Annotated in this window: 17 protein-coding genes; 13 read left to right on the top strand and 4 right to left on the bottom strand. The window is 52.3% G+C overall.

From position 1 onward, the window contains the following. Positions 1-166: 166 nt before the first annotated feature. The gene (locus tag NSS83_RS13425; RefSeq protein ID WP_036701687.1) at positions 167-415 is read right to left on the bottom strand and encodes a NifU family protein; all 249 of its coding nucleotides are present in this window, start codon (positions 413-415) and stop codon (positions 167-169) included. 82 nt (positions 416-497) lie between these two features. Between NSS83_RS13425 and NSS83_RS13420 the strand changes: the two genes are divergently transcribed. Next, positions 498-752 (top strand): YuzB family protein, encoded by a 255-nt coding sequence (locus NSS83_RS13420; RefSeq protein WP_341184078.1) that lies wholly within the window; start codon positions 498-500, stop codon positions 750-752. Positions 753-778: 26 nt separating this feature from the next. Here NSS83_RS13420 and NSS83_RS13415 read toward each other — a convergent pair whose 3' ends face one another. Next, a complete protein-coding gene (locus NSS83_RS13415) occupies positions 779-1840 on the bottom strand; it encodes an NAD(P)/FAD-dependent oxidoreductase (protein ID WP_341348407.1) in 1062 nt (353 codons plus the stop codon). A gap of 78 nt (positions 1841-1918) precedes the next feature. Further along, positions 1919-3025: an aminofutalosine synthase MqnE gene (mqnE, locus tag NSS83_RS13410; protein ID WP_341348406.1), complete on the bottom strand. Its 1107-nt coding sequence runs from the start codon at positions 3023-3025 to the stop codon at positions 1919-1921. Positions 3026-3424: 399 nt separating this feature from the next. Between mqnE and NSS83_RS13405 the strand changes: the two genes are divergently transcribed. The 12 genes from NSS83_RS13405 to NSS83_RS13350 all read left to right on the top strand — a co-directional run bounded on the left by NSS83_RS13405 (position 3425) and on the right by NSS83_RS13350 (position 13072). Then, complete coding sequence (locus NSS83_RS13405; protein WP_341016897.1) at positions 3425-3784, top strand: iron-sulfur cluster assembly accessory protein; 360 nt, start codon at positions 3425-3427, stop codon at positions 3782-3784. A 170-nt stretch (positions 3785-3954) separates the two neighbouring features. Further along, a complete protein-coding gene (locus tag NSS83_RS13400; protein ID WP_341348405.1) occupies positions 3955-4554 on the top strand; it encodes a hypothetical protein in 600 nt (199 codons plus the stop codon). Between the two features lie 280 nt (positions 4555-4834). Further along, entirely contained in the window at positions 4835-5497 is a 663-nt protein-coding gene (locus NSS83_RS13395) for a GntR family transcriptional regulator (protein ID WP_076161480.1), read from the top strand. Positions 5498-5518: 21 nt separating this feature from the next. Then, entirely contained in the window at positions 5519-6679 is a 1161-nt protein-coding gene (locus tag NSS83_RS13390; protein WP_341348404.1) for an amidohydrolase, read from the top strand. Between the two features lie 42 nt (positions 6680-6721). Then, positions 6722-7765: a methionine ABC transporter ATP-binding protein gene (locus tag NSS83_RS13385; RefSeq protein WP_341348403.1), complete on the top strand. Its 1044-nt coding sequence runs from the start codon at positions 6722-6724 to the stop codon at positions 7763-7765. Next, a complete protein-coding gene (locus NSS83_RS13380; RefSeq protein ID WP_076081622.1) occupies positions 7740-8399 on the top strand; it encodes a methionine ABC transporter permease in 660 nt (219 codons plus the stop codon). The genes NSS83_RS13385 and NSS83_RS13380 overlap by 26 nt, the downstream gene beginning before the upstream one ends. 27 nt (positions 8400-8426) lie before the next feature. Further along, positions 8427-9446: a uroporphyrinogen decarboxylase family protein gene (locus NSS83_RS13375; RefSeq protein ID WP_341184083.1), complete on the top strand. Its 1020-nt coding sequence runs from the start codon at positions 8427-8429 to the stop codon at positions 9444-9446. A 12-nt stretch (positions 9447-9458) separates the two neighbouring features. Continuing rightward, on the top strand, positions 9459-10292 hold the full coding sequence (locus NSS83_RS13370; RefSeq protein WP_341184084.1) for a MetQ/NlpA family ABC transporter substrate-binding protein: 834 nt from the start codon (positions 9459-9461) through the stop codon (positions 10290-10292). Positions 10293-10314: 22 nt separating this feature from the next. Beyond that, positions 10315-11124: a pyrroline-5-carboxylate reductase gene (locus NSS83_RS13365; RefSeq protein WP_341348402.1), complete on the top strand. Its 810-nt coding sequence runs from the start codon at positions 10315-10317 to the stop codon at positions 11122-11124. Continuing rightward, the gene (locus tag NSS83_RS13360; RefSeq protein ID WP_341184086.1) at positions 11124-11900 is read left to right on the top strand and encodes a VOC family protein; all 777 of its coding nucleotides are present in this window, start codon (positions 11124-11126) and stop codon (positions 11898-11900) included. Before NSS83_RS13365 ends, NSS83_RS13360 begins: the two co-directional genes overlap by 1 nt. Before the next feature lie 123 nt (positions 11901-12023). Then, positions 12024-12503 carry a DinB family protein gene (locus NSS83_RS13355; RefSeq protein WP_341348401.1) on the top strand — a complete coding sequence of 160 codons (480 nt, stop codon included), beginning with the start codon at positions 12024-12026 and terminating at the stop codon, positions 12501-12503. A 23-nt stretch (positions 12504-12526) separates the two neighbouring features. Further along, the gene (locus tag NSS83_RS13350) at positions 12527-13072 is read left to right on the top strand and encodes a GNAT family N-acetyltransferase (RefSeq protein WP_341184087.1); all 546 of its coding nucleotides are present in this window, start codon (positions 12527-12529) and stop codon (positions 13070-13072) included. Between the two features lie 319 nt (positions 13073-13391). On the opposite strand, the gene NSS83_RS13345 is transcribed toward NSS83_RS13350, so the two are convergent. Then, positions 13392-18626 carry a bacterial Ig-like domain-containing protein gene (locus NSS83_RS13345; RefSeq protein WP_341348400.1) on the bottom strand — a complete coding sequence of 1745 codons (5235 nt, stop codon included), beginning with the start codon at positions 18624-18626 and terminating at the stop codon, positions 13392-13394. Positions 18627-18723 lie beyond the last annotated feature (97 nt).

Below are 18723 nucleotides of genomic sequence, written 5' to 3'. Positions count from 1 at the left end.
CTGAATAATCCTAATGAGACCAGAAGCAGCCCGGTAGCCAGAAATGGCTGGCGGAGCGGCTTCTGGTTTTTTGCACAGCCAGGTGGTTGATCCTTCAGACGAAATCCTCTATAATAAAAAAAATCCCGGCCTCTTAGCGGAGGCCGGGATGGTTTATGAAACGGGATTAGAATACCTGAACGACTTCTTCCACGCCTTCTACTTCTTCAATCAGGGCGCGTTCGATCCCGGCTTTTAGCGTGATCGTGGAGCTTGGGCAACTGCCGCATGCACCCATAAGCTTCAGCTTAACGATGCCGTCTTCAACATCAATCAGTTCCACGTCACCGCCATCGCGCTGCAGGAACGGACGAAGTTTATCAAGGACTTCCAGTACTTCATCGTACATGGTTGCGCTTTGTACATTCTCACTCATTTCTCAATCACTCCTTTCGTATGTTTATTATAGTACAAAAAGTTAAAAAATAAAATGGTTAAGGCAGAATAGGGAGATCATCATGAGACCAATTATAGAATTCTGTGCCAGCAACATCGGCCACGGTACTGAACCGCTCAAGCTTAAGCTGGAACAAAACCCTGAATATGATGTAGTGGAGTACGGCTGTCTGAACAACTGCGGAGAGTGTTATCTCCAGCCGTTCGCCATGGTGGACGGGGAGATCATTGAGGCCGATTCCCCTGCTGCTCTGGAAGAGGCCATAGAAGCCGCCATAAAAGAGGCAGAAGCCTGGGACAACCTGGAGATTGACTAAACCGCCTGGGTTCAAGCCGGGCTTCATCAGCCGAAATGGCGTTTAGACATCCACAGCACGCCGCTCTTCAGCAGGCGAGGAACCCGGCCCATGACAGAGCGGCGGCCCATCAGGCCGAAGCCGGCATTTTTGCCGAGTGAACCGAGGGTTCCCTTCAGCTTAATCTTATGCAGCTTCGGGGTTTCTCCCCGCCATAGCGCCTGCATAATCTGGCCCACCTGCTCGCCCTGGGCACCTGCCGCCTGTGCACTGGGGGCGAAGGGCAGGCTGGCACAGTCCCCGATCACATAGACCTCCGGGTATTCAGCTATATTGTAATACTCCCCCACAATGAGCCTGCCTCCGCGGTCCTTCGGAAGCTCAAGCTGCTGTACGACCTTCACCGGCTGAATGCCGGCAGTCCATACCGTAACATCCGCCGGAATAGCCTGGGTGCCATTGAAGATGGCATCCTTTTCGACATGAGAGACCGACACTCCGCCAATCGTCTCCACCTGATGCTCACTGAACCATTCCTCAACATACCTGGACAGCTTGGCCGGAAAAGAAGATAAAATACGTTCTCCCCGGTCCATCAGCGAGATATTCAGATCCGGCCGGCTCTCCCGCAGCTCCGAGGCAATCTCTACGCCGCTGAGTCCCCCGCCGACAATGTTGACGGTTCCATAAGGCTTCACATCGTTCAGCCTGCGGTAAGTTTCGCGGGTTCCGGCGAAGCTCTGAATACTGCAGGTGTATTCCTCAGCTCCAGGAATGTTATGGTAATTATCCGTACAGCCCAGGGCAATCGCGAGGATATCATAGGCTACCGGCTCCCCGGAATCGAGCAGGACCAGCCTGCTCTCCAGATCAATGGAACCCACCTGCCCGTAACGAACGGTCAGGCGGGGGTGTACCGGGAATTGAATCCGCAGATGGTAATCGGTGACGGTGCCTGCGGCCAGTGCATAATATTCGGTCTTGATCCCCTGATACGGCATCCGGTCCACCAGAATGATTTCCACATCAGAAGGGAGATGATGATCCAGCAGCTGCTGAATGAGGGCAAGACCGCCGTAGCCGCCGCCCAGGACAAGTAAGGTTCTCATGCGAACTGATCTTCCTTTCGGGTACGTAATGGACAAGGCCGTTCTGCGTTCACTGGCTGAGGTAAGCTTGTTCTGTTCTTATTCGTATACCTTGATCTCGTTATAGAAGGTATCCCGTTCTACAGGAATCCGTCCCGCACCCTTCACGAGCCAGATCAGCTCATCGCGGGTCAGCCCTTCCGGTGTCAGCGCGCCGGCAGCATGGCTGATTCGTTCCTTCAGGATCGTTCCGTGCACATCGGAAGCGCCGAAGTTCAGGGCAACCTGGGTCAGCTGGGGTCCGATATTAATGAAGTAAGCCTTGATATGATCGAAATTGTCCAGCATCAGGCGGCTGACCGCAATGGTCTTCAGATCCTCATTCGCGGAGTTGCGGCGCATAATGCCGGCATTCTTATTCTTGGGCTGCATGGACAGCGGAATGAATACCATGAAGCCGCCGGTCTCGTCCTGCAGGTCACGAATTTGCAGCATATGGCGGATGCGGTCCTCACGGGACTCAATCGACCCGTACAGCATCGTGGTATGGGTCTTCATGCCAAGGTGATGGGCGGTGCGGTGCACCTCGAGATATTCCTCGACATTGGCTTTATCGACGCGCATTTTTTTGCGGTAATGGTCAGACAGAATCTCTGCCCCTCCTCCGGTAAGGGTCTTCAGTCCGGCAGCGCGCAGCTGCTCCAGCACCTCACGGATACTGAGTCCGCTGATACGGGTGAAGAAATCGATCTCTGCCGCTGTATAGGCCTTGAGAGTCACCTCGGGGAAATGCTCGTTCAGGGCCCGCAGCGAATCAACGTAGTACTGGAAGGGCACATTATCATTATGGCCGCCTACAATATGGAACTCACGCACGCCGGGATGAATATGCTGCTTCACATACTCCACCATCTCCTGGCCGGAGAGGGTGTAGGCCCCTTCCTCGCCTTCATCCTTGCGGAAATTGCAGAAGGCACAGCGGGATTCGCAGACATTGGTGAAATATAGACTCATGTTCTCGATAAAATAGACTTTATTCCCGTTCTTTCGCAGATTGACCTCATTGGCCAGCTGTCCGATCGTTAAGAGATCGTTACTCTCATATAAATAAACGCCATCTTCCAAATTCAATCGTTCTCCGCCGCGAACCTTCTCAATGATGTTCGCCATCCGGGCATCCGTGTGGGGTGTAATTAGGGTAGACATATAAGTTCCTCCTGAAGGTTGGCGAGGCGGTTGCATCGCATAATCGTGTACCTGAGAATATCCGGCAACAGCCGGCATTATAAATAGAGGTTAACTGCAACCCCCGTGACAATTTTTCGAATTTTTTTGAAAATACTCTTGGTTATCGCTTTTCTTATTATAAACCTCTACTTGAGGGGGAGCAACCGCCAGAAACCGTAGGACTTCCGGTATAAATTGCATATCAGCGGAGAGTTTGCGACTTGAGGGCAGAAGAATAGTGGAGTATACTGATTTCAAGAGCCAATGAAAATGATATACATCATACTCATTCTTTTCCCGCGCAAGGCTTTGATTTCATTACACACAGCCAGAAGGCTGCTTGATTCCAATACAGTGAATTCTAAGGAGGTTGTAATTATGATTAGCATAAGTGAGACAGCGGCAGGCCAATTGAAGGCTATGCTTGCGGAGCAGGAAGTGCCGGATATGTTTCTCCGTCTGGGCGTCACCGCCGGGGGCTGCAGCGGATTCTCGTACGCAATGGGCTTCGACGATACCGAGAGTGAGCAGGACGTCTACATGGACGTTGAAGGTCTGAAGGTAGTCGTCAGCAAAGACGACATCCGTTACTTGAACGGCCTTACGATCGACTTCGAGGAATCCGGCATGACCGGCGGCTTCACCATCAACAACCCCAACGCCAGCGCTACGTGTGGCTGCGGTTCCTCATTCCGCACGAAGGAAGAGGCGGGGAATCCGGCGGCGGAGCCTTGCTAAGCCTGCAAATGCTGAATGACTGATAAAGTAAGCGTGGATTGCGGATTTCAAAACCTCTTAATTTGTATGGTGCAAACTGTACTTATTAGGAGGTTTTTTATGTTGACTCAAACCATTATATGTTAAAATATGGTGATGAAATAATTAATGGATCTGCGAGGAGGGTAACAATGATACGAATGCCATTTGAACGCCCAACAGAGCATTATGATGAACGAATTATTGATATCGATCAAGACATTTGCTCTTTGATCAAGAAGAGAAAGGAAGTCTCGGATAATAATCCAGGATTTCCTCCGCTTGAGTATATTTCTAAATGGTCAGAGACCTTCGAACTCTATGAAGATTTCCTGAACTCATTATTCGCAAGTATGATGAATGAAAAACAATTTAAACCCATGATCGAACCAGCCGGTTTTAGACAATACATCGCAATTCTGAAGTCAGCCGTGATAGGTGACCGGTTCTATACTCTAACTTCTATGAAGCAATACACCAATGCAAGTGTATTAACACTTAATATAGATTGGGACAATAAGCAGGATATTGACTCCAAATCTCATCAGCATAGCCATTACGAACTAGATATTAATGACCAATATGATTGCCGAATGATTAATGGTGGGAGCAGATCTGATCATGCAGCTTATAAATACGTGATTTCTCCGCCATTACCTGATGAGATTTCGGGAATTCAATTTAGGTTCAAAGAATACAGTTTCCCTTTCAAGAATAGTGAGGCAAGTGATGAGATAGTATTTGAACTTTAGTAAGGTGAATAGCCCTTCACACCTAATAGGTGGTGGAGGGTTATTTTTTGTGAAAATACGACTTTAATTGTCAAATTAGTGTCGAATGTTGATTCCCCTATAAAACATACTTGACTAGTGGGGATAATGGGATTATAGTATGAAAAAAGCTTGATGGCACAGAGAGATTTTCAACCGAAGCTTTCATAATATCTTGGATATCTCTCATCTTTAATAAATGGATACAATTATACAGTTAGCCGGGCGACCCGCAAATGAATAGCGAGGAGCAATGAAATCTATGGAAATGCGTTCACGAAGATTGTCGAAGGATAATACCTACTATGCACTTAAGCAAAAAATAATAGATAGCGAGCTGGAGCCGGATCAGGCGGTTAACGAAGAAAGCCTGGCGGCACTGCTCGGGGTCAGCCGGACTCCGCTACGGGAAGCGATTCAGCGGCTGGAGAATGAGGATTTCCTGGTGCGCCAGCCCAACGGCAGGCTGCGGGTAGCCCCTTTAACGATTAAGGAGGTCGAGGAGATCTTCCAGATCCGCAGCATGCTTGAAGGTCATATCGCCAGAAGCGCCGCCAGAAACGCTACTATCAAGGATATTCAGCAGTTAACGCTCATTCTGGAGAAGCTGAAGCAATCCTTCCAGATGGGGGATCAGCAGGATGTTGTATCCTATGGCTTCGAATTCCATGATTACTTGTGGGAGATCAGCGCGCTGAAGACTTTTGAGAAGGTGCTGAACCAGTTAAGAGACCGTTCCCTCCGGTATTGCCGTTATGTCTCGCTACATGGGGACTGGAATACGCAGGCGGATGAGGAGCATCTTGTGATTCTGCAGAGAATCATAGCCAGGGATGAAGAGGGGGCGGAGCGGGCAATGCGGGAGCATATCCTAAGCAGCCTTGCGACTGCACTGGAGCGGATCAGAGGAATTGAGCATACGTAATGAAGGGGGAAGAACAAGCCTATGAGACCACAGCATGAGACGGAAGAAGCACTGGCAGCCCGGCTAACCGGAGTGCGGAGGAACCTGCACCGCGAGCCTGAGCTGAGTAATGAAGAGTTCAGAACGACAGAGAAGCTGCGCGGGTGGCTGAGTGAAGCGGGGATACGGGTGCTGGATCTTCCTCTGAAGACCGGGCTGATCGCTGAGGTGGGACAAGGTGATGGCAGCATTGTAGCGATTCGTTGCGATATCGATGCCCTGCCGATTGAGGAGCAGACGGGCCTGCCGTTCGCATCAGAGATTCCGGGAGCCATGCATGCCTGCGGCCATGATTTCCACACCGCTGTGATCCTGGGCGCGGCCAGCCTGCTGAAGCAGCGTGAGCATGAACTGCCGGGCAAGGTCAGAATCCTGTTCCAGCCGGCAGAAGAGACGGGGCATGGTGCGGAGGATGTACTGGCATCCGGCGGGCTAAGCGGGGTTGACGCGATATTCGGATTACATAATTCACCGGATCTGCCTAACGGGGCGTTCGGTACAAGAACGGGAGCTTTAACGGCTGGCGTTGACCGCTTTGAGATTACGGTAAAAGGGGTTGGCGCTCACGCAGCTACACCGGAGAAAGGGGTAGACACCATTGTGACCGCCGCGCAGATCATTACGATGCTGCAAACCGTAGTCAGCCGCCTGAATAACACGCAGGAGCCGGTCGTGCTCAGTGTGACCCGGATCAACGGGGGCTTCACCTGGAATGTGCTGCCGGAGAAGGTGGAGCTGGAAGGTACAGTACGTACGTATAACGAAGAGATCCGCAGCAGCATCCCAGCCCAAATGACGCGGATCATAGAAGGGATTGCAGCCGCAGCCGGAGCAGAGGCGAAGCTGCACTGGTATCCCGGCCCGCCCGCTACGGTCAATCACGGAGCATGGACAGACTTCACCAAAGAGGTCGCGGCACAATCAGGCTATGAGGTACACGATATTCCGCCGCAGATGGGCGGAGAGGATTTCGCCTATTATTTGCAGCAGTTCCCGGGTGCTTTTGTGAATATCGGCACCGGCCCGAACCATGCGCTGCATCATCCCCGCTTCGATGTCGATGAGGCGGCCATCCTGCCGGCAGCCAAGTATTTCGCTCTCCTGGCAGAAGAGGCGCTGGCGAAGCTGAAGCAGCAGGCTTGAATCCTGAATCCTAAATTTACCAGATGATTGAGGGGAACAACTATGATTGAACTACGGAATGTGTACAAGACGTTCACCCGCAAAGAGGTGAAGATTGAAGCGCTCAAGGGGATCAGCCTGAAGGTGGAAAAGGGCGATATCTTCGGAGTCATCGGCTACAGCGGAGCCGGAAAAAGCACGTTAATCCGCCTGGTCAATTACCTGGAACGTCCGTCTGAGGGCCAGGTGCTGGTGGACGGGTACGATCTGGGTGCGTACAGCGACAAAGAGCTGCGGGCAGCCAAGAAAAACATCGGCATGATTTTTCAGCATTTTAATCTGCTGGAGTCCAAAAAGGTGTTCGACAATGTGGCTATTCCACTCATCCTGCTGAAAAAGAGCAAGGCGGAAATCCGCAAGCGGGTAGAGGAGCTGCTCGAATTCGTCGGGCTAAGCGATAAGGCTGGAAGCTATCCGAGCGAGCTGTCAGGCGGACAGAAGCAGCGGGTCGGGATTGCCCGGGCACTTGCCTCGAACCCTTCGATACTATTGTGCGATGAAGCCACTTCTGCTCTGGACCCGCAGACGACACAGTCCATCCTGCAGCTGCTCAAGCGGATCAACGCGGAATACAACATCACGGTGATGATCATCACGCATGAGATGTCGGTGATTCAGGAGATCTGCAACAAGGTAGCCGTAATGGAAGAGGGACGGATTATCGAGCAGGGCAGCGTGCTGGATGTGTTCGGAGCACCGAAGCATCAGACGACACAGAATTTCGTCAAGACTGTTATTCAGAACAGCATGACTACAAGCGTCCGCAGAACGCTGAAGACTGAGCAGGGGAGCCAGGTGTATAAGCTGAATTTTGCCGGGGAGAGCGCTTCTGAGCCTGTGCTGTACGAGATTATCCGTACCTACGGGGTCAAGGTCAACATTCTGTTTGCGAATACGACAGAGATTCAAGAGACGACGCTCGGCATGATTATCGTACAGCTGCAAGGTGAACCGGCCCAGATGGAAGCAGCCTTGAATTATATGAAGCAGCATGAGGTCCGCATAGAGGAGGTGAAGTCCTATGTTCTCGACATCGATCACAAGTGAGCAATTCCTGAAGGCGATTATTGAAACGATTCAGATGGTGGGTGTATCGCTATTCATCGGCTCGCTGCTGGGTATTCCGCTGGGCATCCTGCTGGTCATTACCCGTCCGGGCGGCGTCCTGGAGAGCAAGTGGCTGTATACCTTACTGAATCCCTTAATTAATGTCATCCGTTCGGTTCCGTTTATTATTCTGCTGTTTGCCATTATTCCGCTAACAAGAGCAATTGTTCATACATCGATTGGGACCAGTGCCGCAATTGTTCCGCTGATTATCTATATCGCCCCCTATATCGCACGGCTGGTCGAGAATTCGCTGCTGGAAGTGAATCCGGGCATTCTCGAAGCTGCGGAAGCGATGGGCGCAACTCCGCTGCAGGTCATCTGGTATTTTCTGCTGCCGGAAGCGGTGGGCTCGTTAATTCTCTCCCTGACTACAGCGACGATCGGGCTGATCGGGGCTACGGCAATGGCCGGGGCAGTAGGCGGAGGAGGGGTCGGCGACTTGGCAATCGTGTACGGGTATCAGCGTTTTGACGAGGTCGTCATGTTCGCGACGGTCATTATTCTGATTATTCTGGTGCAGGGTATTCAGTCCTTGGGCAACACCTTGGCGCGGAAGATTCGCCGTTACTAGAGAATACAAGACAAAGGGGATAGGCAGATGAGTGTATGGAGCAAGCAGGAGCGTTTTCAGGCGATCTTATCCGGGGAACTTGCCGACCGGCCGATTATCAGCGGATGGCGCCACTTTATTGACAAGGAGCAGAATGCGGAGGACTTGGCGTCGTCTACGATTTCTTTTACGGACAAATATAATTGGGACTGGGTCAAAATCAACCCGAGAGCGACCTATCTGGCGGAAGCCTGGGGAAATGAGTATAACTTCGCAGATTACCGGACGGTATTCCCGAGACAACTGACTACTGCTGTTCCGGCTGCCGCGAATCTCTGGGATCTTGAGGTGAAAAAAGCCGCGCAAACCCCTTCGCTGCTGGAGCATCTGGAGGCGGTAAGGAAGATTCGTCAGGGCTTGCCGGATACACCGCTGATTCAGACGGTCTTCTCCCCGCTCACGGTATTGCTGTTCATCGTAGGACGTTCTGCTTATGTTACGGAGACCGTATTCGGGATCGGGCAGCCGGTGACGCTGGAATCGCTCTTCAAGGAACATCGTGCCGCCGCGCATCATGCCCTGCATGCGATTGCCTTAACCTTGGCCGATTATGTGCAGGAGCTGCGGCAGGCAGGATCAGATGGTCTGTTCTATGCGGTGACAGGCACAGCCCACCCCGGATTATTCGATGAAGCGATGTTCGATGAGCTGTCCAGACCCTATGATTCTATCGTGCTGGAGGCGGCGAGCTATGGCAAGAATATTTTACATACCTGCGGTGCTCATGCCCAGCCTGTGAAATTCAATGATTACCGGATTGACGGGATCAGCTGGGATACGGTAGCCGAAGGCAATCCTGGGCTGGAAGCCGATCTCAAGGCCACGAAGGTGGGCGGAGTGGATCACGGGCTGTTTGCCGGAAATGATCTGAACCAGATTGAACAGCAGGCGAAGGAAGCTTTGTCCAAAATGAAGGGTCAGCCGTTTATTCTGTCGCCCAATTGCGCCATTCCGCTGACGGTTACAGACGAGGCATTAGTGCATTTTAAAAACACAGTATTAGGATAGGGGATGAGAGTGATGAAAAAATTACTGGCAATTCTACTGATTAGTTCGATGGCGGTGCTGGCGGCTTGCGGTAACAATAAGGAAGCGGCAAGCTCCGGGGACAAGAAGGAAATCACAGTCGGATTCGGCGTAGGCACGTATGAGGAGCAGTTCCGGCAATCCATTCTCCCGATCCTGGAAGGAAAAGGGTATACTGTAGATATCAAAACCTTCTCGCAGAATATGCAGGTCAACCCGGCGATGAAGGAAGGCTCGATTGACGCGAGCATCTTCCAGAGCACGGCTTATATGGATGCGATCAATAAGGAAATTGGTGCCGATATGGTGGGGATTGCCTATGTTCCAGGCGCTCCGCAGGGGCTGTATTCCGTTAATCATACGACCCTTGACGATGTGAAGGACGGCACTACCGTCGCGATTCCGAACGATCCGGTTAATCAGGAGCGTGCGCTGCGGATTCTGGAGGAGCTGGGTTGGGTCAAGATCAAAGAGGGCGCCGGGGTAGCGGACTTCAATGTGAACAGCGTGGAGCCGGACAAGTTCAAGATTGACCTGAAGGTGCTGGACCCGGCGCAGATTCTGGTCTCGCTGCAGGATGTTGACTATGGTGTGGTGAACGGGAATTATATCGCTAACGCTCCCGACCGCAAGATTACAGATGCGCTGAAGATTGAGAATACGCCTATGCAGCATAGAATCATCGTATCGGTGAACAAGAAGGACCAGGATACCCAGTGGGCCAAGGATCTGAAGGCTGCATATGAATCCAAGGAGTTTGAGGAATACATCCTCGGACAAGAGAAATATGCCGGGTTCATTCTGCCGGAGGCTTGGGCTAATAACTAATCTAATCAGGGAGTGAATGGAAGTGTCAAAAGGCAAGATTCATTTCATTGGCGGCGGACAGATGGCGGAAGCGATCATCCGGGCCTGTCTGGCAGGCGACACGCTGGCTGCCGGACAGATCAGTGTAGCGGATATTCATGAAGGACGGCTTCAGCTACTAAAAAGCAAATATAACGTAGACACGGAGAGCGCGCAGGAAGATGCGCTGTCCGGCGCAGAGTTGATCGTGATTGCTGTCCGGCCGCAGGATGATCTGGCTGCACTTGGAGCACAGGTTCGCGAGTATGCTGCACCGTCTGCAGTTATTGTATCCATTGTGGCCGGGGTTACGATTGCCCAGCTCGGAGATTATTTCGGAGCGAAGCGCCCGATTGTCCGGGTAATTCCGAATACCTTGACCGATACCGGTTACGGATACAGCGGTGTAGCCCTGAATGCAGCCGCTTCGCTGGAGCAGGTAGAAGCATTCCTGCTCGGCTTCGGCAAGGTGCAGGTTCTGGACGAGTCCTACATTGATATCTTCACCGGCTTCGGCGTTGCCGGACCGAACTATATCTATTATTTCATTGAGTCGTTCACAGATGCCGGAGTTCTCGCCGGACTGTCGCGGGAGCAAGCCTGGAAGGTGGCGCTGGAGAATATGCTGGGAGCGGTAGCGATGCTGCAGCAGACCGGCCTCCACCCGAGACAGCTGCTGGATATCAACAACTCGCCTGGCGGGGTTGGGATGCACGGGCTGTACGAGCTGAATAATAGTGACTTCGCGGCCGGATTGCAGCGGAGCGTATTGGCGGCTGTGAAGCGGACGACAGAGCTGGGAGTGAAGAAGTAATGACCCTGCTCAAATGGGATCATCTGGTGCACTATGTCAACGATCTGGACCAGCCGGTGAAGCTCTTCGCGGAGCATGGCCTGACGGCCTTCCGGGGCGGATCGCATAAGGATTGGGGAACGTATAACGCCTTGAGCTATTTCGGGCTCACCTACCTGGAGTTCCTCGGGATTGAGAACCTGGAGCTGGCGCGTGCGACCAAGCATAATGTGGTTGTGCGGGATGCCGTTACCGTTCTGCCGGAGCATGAGGTATTAAGCAGAGTGGTGCTGCGCACAGATGATATTGAGGCAGTAGAGGGTAAATTGAAGGCTGCGGGATTAGCCCTGTCGCCCATCATTGACGGCCGCCGTCTGGACAACCAGGGCAGGTTAATTGAGTGGCGGATGATGACCATTGACGGCGATTTTCAGGGACTGGTCTATCCGTTCATTATCCAGTGGAGTCAATCGGATGAGGAGCGGCTGGACAGTCTGAACGCAGCCAGAATCAATCAGCCCCATCCTGCCGGGAAGGTAGACATGGCGGGTGCGGTCTTCCGTGTCTCCGAGCCTGCCGCTGCCGCCAGCCATTGGAGTGAGCTGTTCGGCCTCCCGGTGAGCGGGCCTGCGGATGGTGTGGACGGCAGCTACAGTCTTAAGGCAGGAGATCAGCAGACCTTCAATTTCGTGCAGGGCACGGAGAACCAGTTCAGCCGGGTCATTCTTCGGACCGATTCACCCCAGCTGAAGGGACAGACTCTGACTGTTGGTGAAGGCGAGTATGTTTTTGAATAAATGCAGGACAAGTATAGGGGACAGGCTGGTTGCCGCAATTAGCGGTAGCGGGCCTGTCCTGTTTGTGTTAAAGTGTGACACAATAATGAAGTGAGGAGATTTATGGAGAATAGGAGGCAGCAGATGCAGAAGCTATTTGAGTATAACTGGCAAGTGCGCGAGGATTGGTTCCGCTGGTGCAGCGGGGTGGACAAGGAAGAGCTGATGAAGCCGCGCACCGGCGGCATCGGGTATATCCTGCCCACGTTGTATCACATTGTTGCTGTTGAATACGGCTGGATCTGCGGAGGGATTCAGGAGAGAGCCATTGACATCCCTTCGTTCGGGGAAGTGGCAAGTCTGGAGCTTGTGCGGGATTTCTCTGCCCGCTGCCATGCAGAGCTGGCTCCGTTTGTGTATGGCTGGTCGGAGGAGCTGGAAGAGCGGATTATGGTGGATATTACAGATGAAGGGGAGCACGAGCCTCACCCCTACGGAGAAGTGATGCGGCACGTGATTGCCCATGAGATCCACCATATCGGCCAGCTCTCCGTATGGTCACGGGAGATTGGCCGGCCGCCGGTGACGGCTAATTTGGTGGGTAGAGGGTTATTTGACAAATGAAAGAGCAGGGAGGCCGCAGAGATATGGAATTTGAGACAGAACGGCTGTGGATTAGGGAATTCACAGAGGAAGATGTAGGGCAGGTACATGAATATGCGTCCGATCCGGCAGTAGTAACACATTCAATCTGGGGGCCGAATTCACTGGAGGATACCCGCGAATATATCCGCCATACGCTGACATTGCAGCAGGAGGAGCCGCGCCAGGGCTTCGAGTATGCGGTGGTGCTGAAGGAGAACGGGCGGCTGATCGGCGGCTGTGGCCTGCATATTACCGGAACAGGGCAGGGAGAGATAGGCTATTGCTACAATAGGCTGTACTGGGGACAGGGTTATGCTACTGAGGCTGCCGCTGTACTGCTGGACTTAGGCTTTCATAAGCTGGAGCTTCACCGGATCTATGCGACCTGCCGTCCCGGGAATACCGGTTCCGCCCGTGTGATGCAGAAGCTAGGCATGACATACGAAGGGCATATTAGAGGACATATGTATCATAAAGAGAAGTGGATGGACTCCTATCAATATTCGATTCTGGAGGATGAGTACAGGAACAACCACGGGAGCAAATAAGTTGCCCAAGCCGCTCCTCCAGCCGACTCTCGGGCTGAATTAAAGGGATAAATCCCTTTGAATACCCCCTCCAGCCGACTCTGGGCTGAATTAAAGGGATAAATCCCTTTGAATACCCCCTCCAGCCGACTCTGGGCTGAATTAAAGGGATAAATCCCTTTGAATGCCCCCTCCAGCGGACTTCGGGCTGAATTAAAGGGGTAAATCCCTTTAAATGCCCCCTCCAGCCGACTCTGGGCTGAACCAAAGGGATAAATCCCTTTGAATACCTCTCTCAGCCCGCTTCAAGCGTAAGAGGCTGTATTTATTAAGCCCTTAACTATAGCGCAAGCATTCGATAGATCAGCATAGCTGCTTCGGCACGTGTCGAGGAGGCAGCGGGCATTAGCTGCTGCTGTGCATCTCCTTTAACGAGACCGGCTGCGGCCAGGGCGGCAATATCATCTGCCGCATAGCTTGCAATTTGCTGGTGATCGGTAAAACCTTTTAATACAGAAGAAGTATTCTCCCCTGGATTCATGCGCTCTACTGCGCGCAATGCTCTAGCTGCCATAACGAACATTTCTTGCCTGGATACCGGTACATCCGGCTGGAATAGACCTCCCGGCAGACCTGTAATGAGGCCAAGCTTTCGGGCAGCCATAAGCTCCTTGTAATAATCATCCCCCGGTGACACATCCATGAAGCTGGGCCCTTCTGACGCTGTAAGCTCCATTCCCCGGACTAAGAGAAGTGCAAATTCTGCGCGGGTAACAGGCTGCTCCGGTCTGAACTCCGCTGCCGAGATGCCTTGAATGACCCCTTTGGAAGCGAGTACTTCCACTGCGGACTTGGCCCAATGGGGTGAGTCGATATCCTGGAAGGTCTTGTGATTGTAGACCGCCGTATATTGGCCGGAGATTCCGTTTGTTGAGAAAATGGCCTGCTGCTTCTCTGCGTTGTACTTCCCGTGTATCACGGGCTGAACGATTCCCTGTTCTTGGATGCCCCACACAACAATAAAAGCATTGTCCGCTGCAGGAACTGCTGGCGGATGGGGAATTCCGATCTCTATAGCCGATTGCAACCGGTCAGGCTGCAATGCCGCCCCATCCAATTGAAGCCCGTATCCGATAAGCGGACGGTCCCCCAGCTTGGCTTGCAGCTGCCCGCCGGGAGTCATACTTCTTAGCGATAAAGTAATAGTCTTTACGCCGTCAAGCGTCTCCGCTGCGAAGATACTGTGAGGTAATCCAACGGCCGCTAAGGAAGAACGGATCTCAAGCTTGAGGAGACCATCTCCTGAACGAAATGCTGCAGCAGGAAGGCTTAGCTCCACTTCCTTCATATCCTGGTCAGGATCAGCAGTGAGTTGAATCCGCAGAGTCTTGGTACCCGTGGCATCGGCTCTGGCTACAGTAACGATCTGATGCAATGCGGATTCGCTTAACCGGGCTAAAGCTTTTCCTGTGGTATGACTTACGGGTAAATCAATGCTAACACTGCCGTCCAGCAAGAGAACCGCCGGAATAGAATTGTTGGCGGCAGATCCTGTGCCAGTGCTGTTAGTGTTAGGTGCAGAAATTGGACTTGGTGTGGCAGAAGAAACAGGCGCAGCGGAAGGACTTGGTGACGGCTGGGTCCCCCGCTCTGGCTCCGGCTGGGTCTCTGGCTCCGGCTGGGTCTCTGGCTCTGGCTGAGGTTCTGGCTCTGGCTGGGTTCCCGGCTCCGGCTCCGGTTCCGGCTCTGGCTCCTGTACTTGATTCTCAAAAGGAATAAACTTCAGAAATTCCCCCCAGATGATATTCCCCTCTGCATCCCGCAGATAAGAGGTCACCGGCTGCAGACTTACGAAATTGGCATCGGTCAGCTGCTTGCCTGATTTGTTGACTGACGCGGTACCATTGTACATGAAGTTATTCTCCGCTGCTAAGGAAGCCGGATATTGATCCTTGCCGATGCTGCCCGACTGGTAGGATACAAAGCCGTCAATCTTAAAGTCTGGAGTAATCTGACCATATGTGGTGAAGCTCAGGTTGCCGCGGGTGTTGTTATAGCCGATATTGTTGACCGCAATGACTCCAGGATTACTGTTGCTGGTGAACCCGTAGGCACCGTTGCCGAAGGCGACCGAATTACGGATGATATGCGCGACATGAATGCCTTCTCCGCCGAGCTTGAATCCGTTTTTATCACCGGCCCCAACGGTTCCGTCCGTTAAATACCCGTTGTTGAAGGCGGCGCTGTTCTCGATGAGTACCGGACCGATGGCACCCGAGCCTGCTTTGGTGTACAGATCCCAGCCATCGTCAATGTTATTATGCGCCAGGCATCCTCTGAAAATATTCCCGGTACCGGAGGTTAGCTTGGCCGCAAAACCATCTGCGTTATTGTCAGACGGATCGCGGTTATCGAAGGAGGTGCTGTTCAGAATTAGATTGTAGGACGGCCATTCTGTGATGTCCTTTGCAGTTCCGTCTGTGCGGCTGATTTGCAGGCCGGTGTCACCGTTAGCATAGAAGCGGCTATTCTCAACAATGTTATGGTTACCGCCAACCGTGAATCCCTTTGTATTGGCCGCCGAGCGGGTGAAATCGAGCCCCTTTACATGCCAGTAGTCCCCGCTGAGCAGCACCCCTTCTGTCTTTTTGTCAAAATCGATAATGGGCCTTGCACCGGGTGCCGCTTCCAGAACCTTTCTGGCAGCTTCGGTACCATTGTTATACTTCTGAATGACCAGCGGTGATTTCCGCACGTAATGCCCGTCAAGCATAAGGATATGCTGTCCCGGCTTCACATAATCAATCGCGGTATCAAGATCCAGTGGGAGAGCCATTGTCCCGTCCCCGGCACTTGTTCCGGCAGGCGATACATAGATGTCTTCCCCGTTGCCATAGCTGTTCATATTAACAGTGAAGTTGCGGACAATTGTATCGTAAGAAGTCAAGTACTGGGTATCCTCCGGCCAAAAAACAACACTGAAGTTCGTATCCCCATGTCCGCTGAGTACCGCAGGAACCGCCAGACGCTTATCGGCTGTTGCCGCTACATCCTGTGCGATAATCCTGGAGCCCTGCTTCACCGTTACGGTTCCGTTCACGTTAGGGCGGACGATCACTTCATATTCGGGTGTAGATGCTTTGCTTCGGGACAGTATGCTCAAATCTGGTGTTACAGGAGCCGCGGGTGGCTCCACCTTAGGCGCATCAGTAGCAGCGCTTGTCACTGTCAACTGGATATTGCGGATATCTATCGTAGCCAGACGGGCCGCATAGAAGCCGACATACATCGTGGAATCCTGTACGCTAAGAATATCCGGCTCGAAATGGATAGCCTCCCGCTCCGAATTGATCCGGCCTGTGAAGCCGCTGTTCGTCTTGGACAACGTTAAGCGGTATGGTGCAGCAGGGGCCGTGTTGCCGGGTGCAGGCCGTTCATTTTTGAGCATAATTGTCTTAATGCCTTTGCTTCCGGTTCCATCCGGCTTCTCGATGCCGGAACGGACGAACAGCTGGGTACCCAGAGCGCTTCTTGTTCCGCCGCTGTAGCCGCCTATGGCAGCGATATTCGAAGCAAATACACTCGAAGTTCCGGGTGTTCCAATTGCATCCCGCGCCATGATTCCGAAGGATTCTTGCCCGTCATAAGGGGTTTTGGCAAAGTTCAGCACCTCAATATCTGCAGATAGCACGAAGTTATCTTCCAGGGCATTAAGCTCTGTGTAGTAGAACGTTATGCCATCGTGGTCTTCTGTGACCTTACCGCCGCCTTCCAAGGCGATCACCCGGAGCGTTCCGTCGTCCTGAGCGACGACTTTGTTATTCGCAGCAGACGTAGACTGGCCGAAGGTGATACTGTGCCAGACGGGCGTGGTTTTTTCTTTTACCGTGACAGTATACGTAATGGGTTGTATGGAAGAATCATCCGGGATGATCTGAACCTTATATACTCCGGATTGCCGGTTGTCGAATGCAGAGTGGTCCAGCGTGAACCCGCTTAGGACCTCCCGGTCAGCGTTGTCGTACACCTTCGATACGGTCAGACCGCTGCTGTCAAAGGGTTCGTTTACAAAGAACGTGGTTACCGGATAGCGGGTTATCTCGATGCCGGTCAGCTCTTTGATTTTGACTTTAACTGTGAAGCTTGCCGTTAATTCCTTGTAGGTTACCTTGATCTCCTTATCTCCTGGAGTCAGGGTGTCTAGGGGGGAGACGGTATATTCATCCTTGGCCAGCCTGACCTCAGTAAGGTCTGAATAATGGGCGTAGAGGGAGAGTCCCTCCAACTGAAGGGTGTCACCGATATAATAGACGGTTTGTTTAGGCATATGTCTTATTTCTAAATCGGACAGGGTAGCATCCATGACCTCAAGCTGCAATGCTGTGGTGACAGACGGAGTCTCTGTGGAAGCGATCAATACTTCATAGGAGCCCGGCCCGGCAAAAGTATACGGAAGCTGTTCTGTTACCGGTTGGCCGTTAATGGAGAGGGTGTACAGATCATGGGCAAGTTCCTTGATCAGGTAGCCGTTATTATAATGGGCAGCAACAACAAGCCCCTGCGGATCAAAGGAATCGCCTGGATAATAGACGGTTTTGACAGGCTCGTATTTGACAGATAATGAGCTGACGGTCAGCGGGATGATTTGCAGCGGAATACTTACAGAGGCGCCGTTATAGTTAATCTGGATTCGATTCTCCCCGGCTGTGCTGCTGTCAAATCCGGTTACAATATACTCCTCAGAAGACAGAGTGGCTTCACTGTGATCGGAGAATACAGCCTTCACGATAAGCCCGGTCAGATCCAGCGGTTCACCCACCAGATACGAGGTCTTCGTCATTCCGCTGGTGTCGGCAGACAAGCTTGTTACATGTTTGGTCTCGATCTGAAGGTCCAGCTCACTGAAGGCTACGGTTGCATCTCTGGAGACGTAAATCCCGGCAAACATCGTTTCGGAAAAAGTGTCCTCCAAGGTTACGATTTCGGTCTGGCCGTTAACACTCAGCAGATAGGTATCACCCGATTTCCGGATACTGAGATCGTAGACTTCGCCCGCAGCAGGAGCGCTTAGCCCGGCGAACGGATTCAGCTTGACCTGTGCCGTTTTTTTATAAAAACCCTTCATCACCAAATCCAACGCACCAGCCGCAGCATAATTGGAAGTGGTGGTACTTGAACTTCCATGAGGATTAACCGTATCCCTTAACATCAGGCCAAAGGATTTCTGATTAGGCGTACTGACGCCGGAATTGCTGTTAAAGGCAATAACGGTAGCCCTGGCTCTGAGCTCAAAGTTCGTGCTGGCCGGAAGCTCCCGGTAATAAAAAGAGAGCCCCTCATCGGTGCCTGAAATCTTGCCTCCATAAGTAGTCAGCGTTACGGTGGAAGAATTCTCTATGGCAGGCTCGGGGTTCTTGCCCTGAGAAGTATTACCTCCGAACGCGCTGAAGGTCCAAGGACCCGGCTCTGCTTGTCCGGAAGTCCCTGCTGCTTCTGCAGATAAGGATATGGGAATGGATGAGGATAGGAGCAGAACGGTTACGAACACAGATAACAAGCGTTGTAGTTTCTTCACAATGATTACAACCTCTCCTTATGTGGGACCGATTTGGATCAAACCTTAAGTCTGATCACTGAAAGTATACGTTGCCCGAGAAAAGTACAGCTATAAT

Source organism: Paenibacillus sp. FSL H3-0469, assembly GCF_038051945.1.
In the GTDB taxonomy this organism is placed as follows: domain Bacteria; phylum Bacillota; class Bacilli; order Paenibacillales; family Paenibacillaceae; genus Paenibacillus_AQ.
The sequence above is the reverse complement of the archived record's forward strand: the minus strand, read 5'-3'. Positions and strand labels throughout refer to the sequence as shown.

Bases quoted from the DNA above. Each gene is read 5' to 3' on its own strand.
- NSS83_RS13425 (WP_036701687.1), bottom strand. From the start codon at position 415: ATGAGTGAGAATGTACAAAGCGCAACCATGTACGATGAAGTACTGGAA.
- NSS83_RS13420 (WP_341184078.1), top strand. From the start codon at position 498: ATGAGACCAATTATAGAATTCTGTGCCAGCAACATCGGCCACGGTACT.
- NSS83_RS13415 (WP_341348407.1), bottom strand. From the start codon at position 1,840: ATGAGAACCTTACTTGTCCTGGGCGGCGGCTACGGCGGTCTTGCCCTC.
- mqnE (WP_341348406.1), bottom strand. From the start codon at position 3,025: ATGTCTACCCTAATTACACCCCACACGGATGCCCGGATGGCGAACATC.
- NSS83_RS13405 (WP_341016897.1), top strand. From the start codon at position 3,425: ATGATTAGCATAAGTGAGACAGCGGCAGGCCAATTGAAGGCTATGCTT.
- NSS83_RS13400 (WP_341348405.1), top strand. From the start codon at position 3,955: ATGATACGAATGCCATTTGAACGCCCAACAGAGCATTATGATGAACGA.
- NSS83_RS13395 (WP_076161480.1), top strand. From the start codon at position 4,835: ATGGAAATGCGTTCACGAAGATTGTCGAAGGATAATACCTACTATGCA.
- NSS83_RS13390 (WP_341348404.1), top strand. From the start codon at position 5,519: ATGAGACCACAGCATGAGACGGAAGAAGCACTGGCAGCCCGGCTAACC.
- NSS83_RS13385 (WP_341348403.1), top strand. From the start codon at position 6,722: ATGATTGAACTACGGAATGTGTACAAGACGTTCACCCGCAAAGAGGTG.
- NSS83_RS13380 (WP_076081622.1), top strand. From the start codon at position 7,740: ATGTTCTCGACATCGATCACAAGTGAGCAATTCCTGAAGGCGATTATT.
- NSS83_RS13375 (WP_341184083.1), top strand. From the start codon at position 8,427: ATGAGTGTATGGAGCAAGCAGGAGCGTTTTCAGGCGATCTTATCCGGG.
- NSS83_RS13370 (WP_341184084.1), top strand. From the start codon at position 9,459: ATGAAAAAATTACTGGCAATTCTACTGATTAGTTCGATGGCGGTGCTG.
- NSS83_RS13360 (WP_341184086.1), top strand. From the start codon at position 11,124: ATGACCCTGCTCAAATGGGATCATCTGGTGCACTATGTCAACGATCTG.
- NSS83_RS13355 (WP_341348401.1), top strand. From the start codon at position 12,024: ATGCAGAAGCTATTTGAGTATAACTGGCAAGTGCGCGAGGATTGGTTC.
- NSS83_RS13350 (WP_341184087.1), top strand. From the start codon at position 12,527: ATGGAATTTGAGACAGAACGGCTGTGGATTAGGGAATTCACAGAGGAA.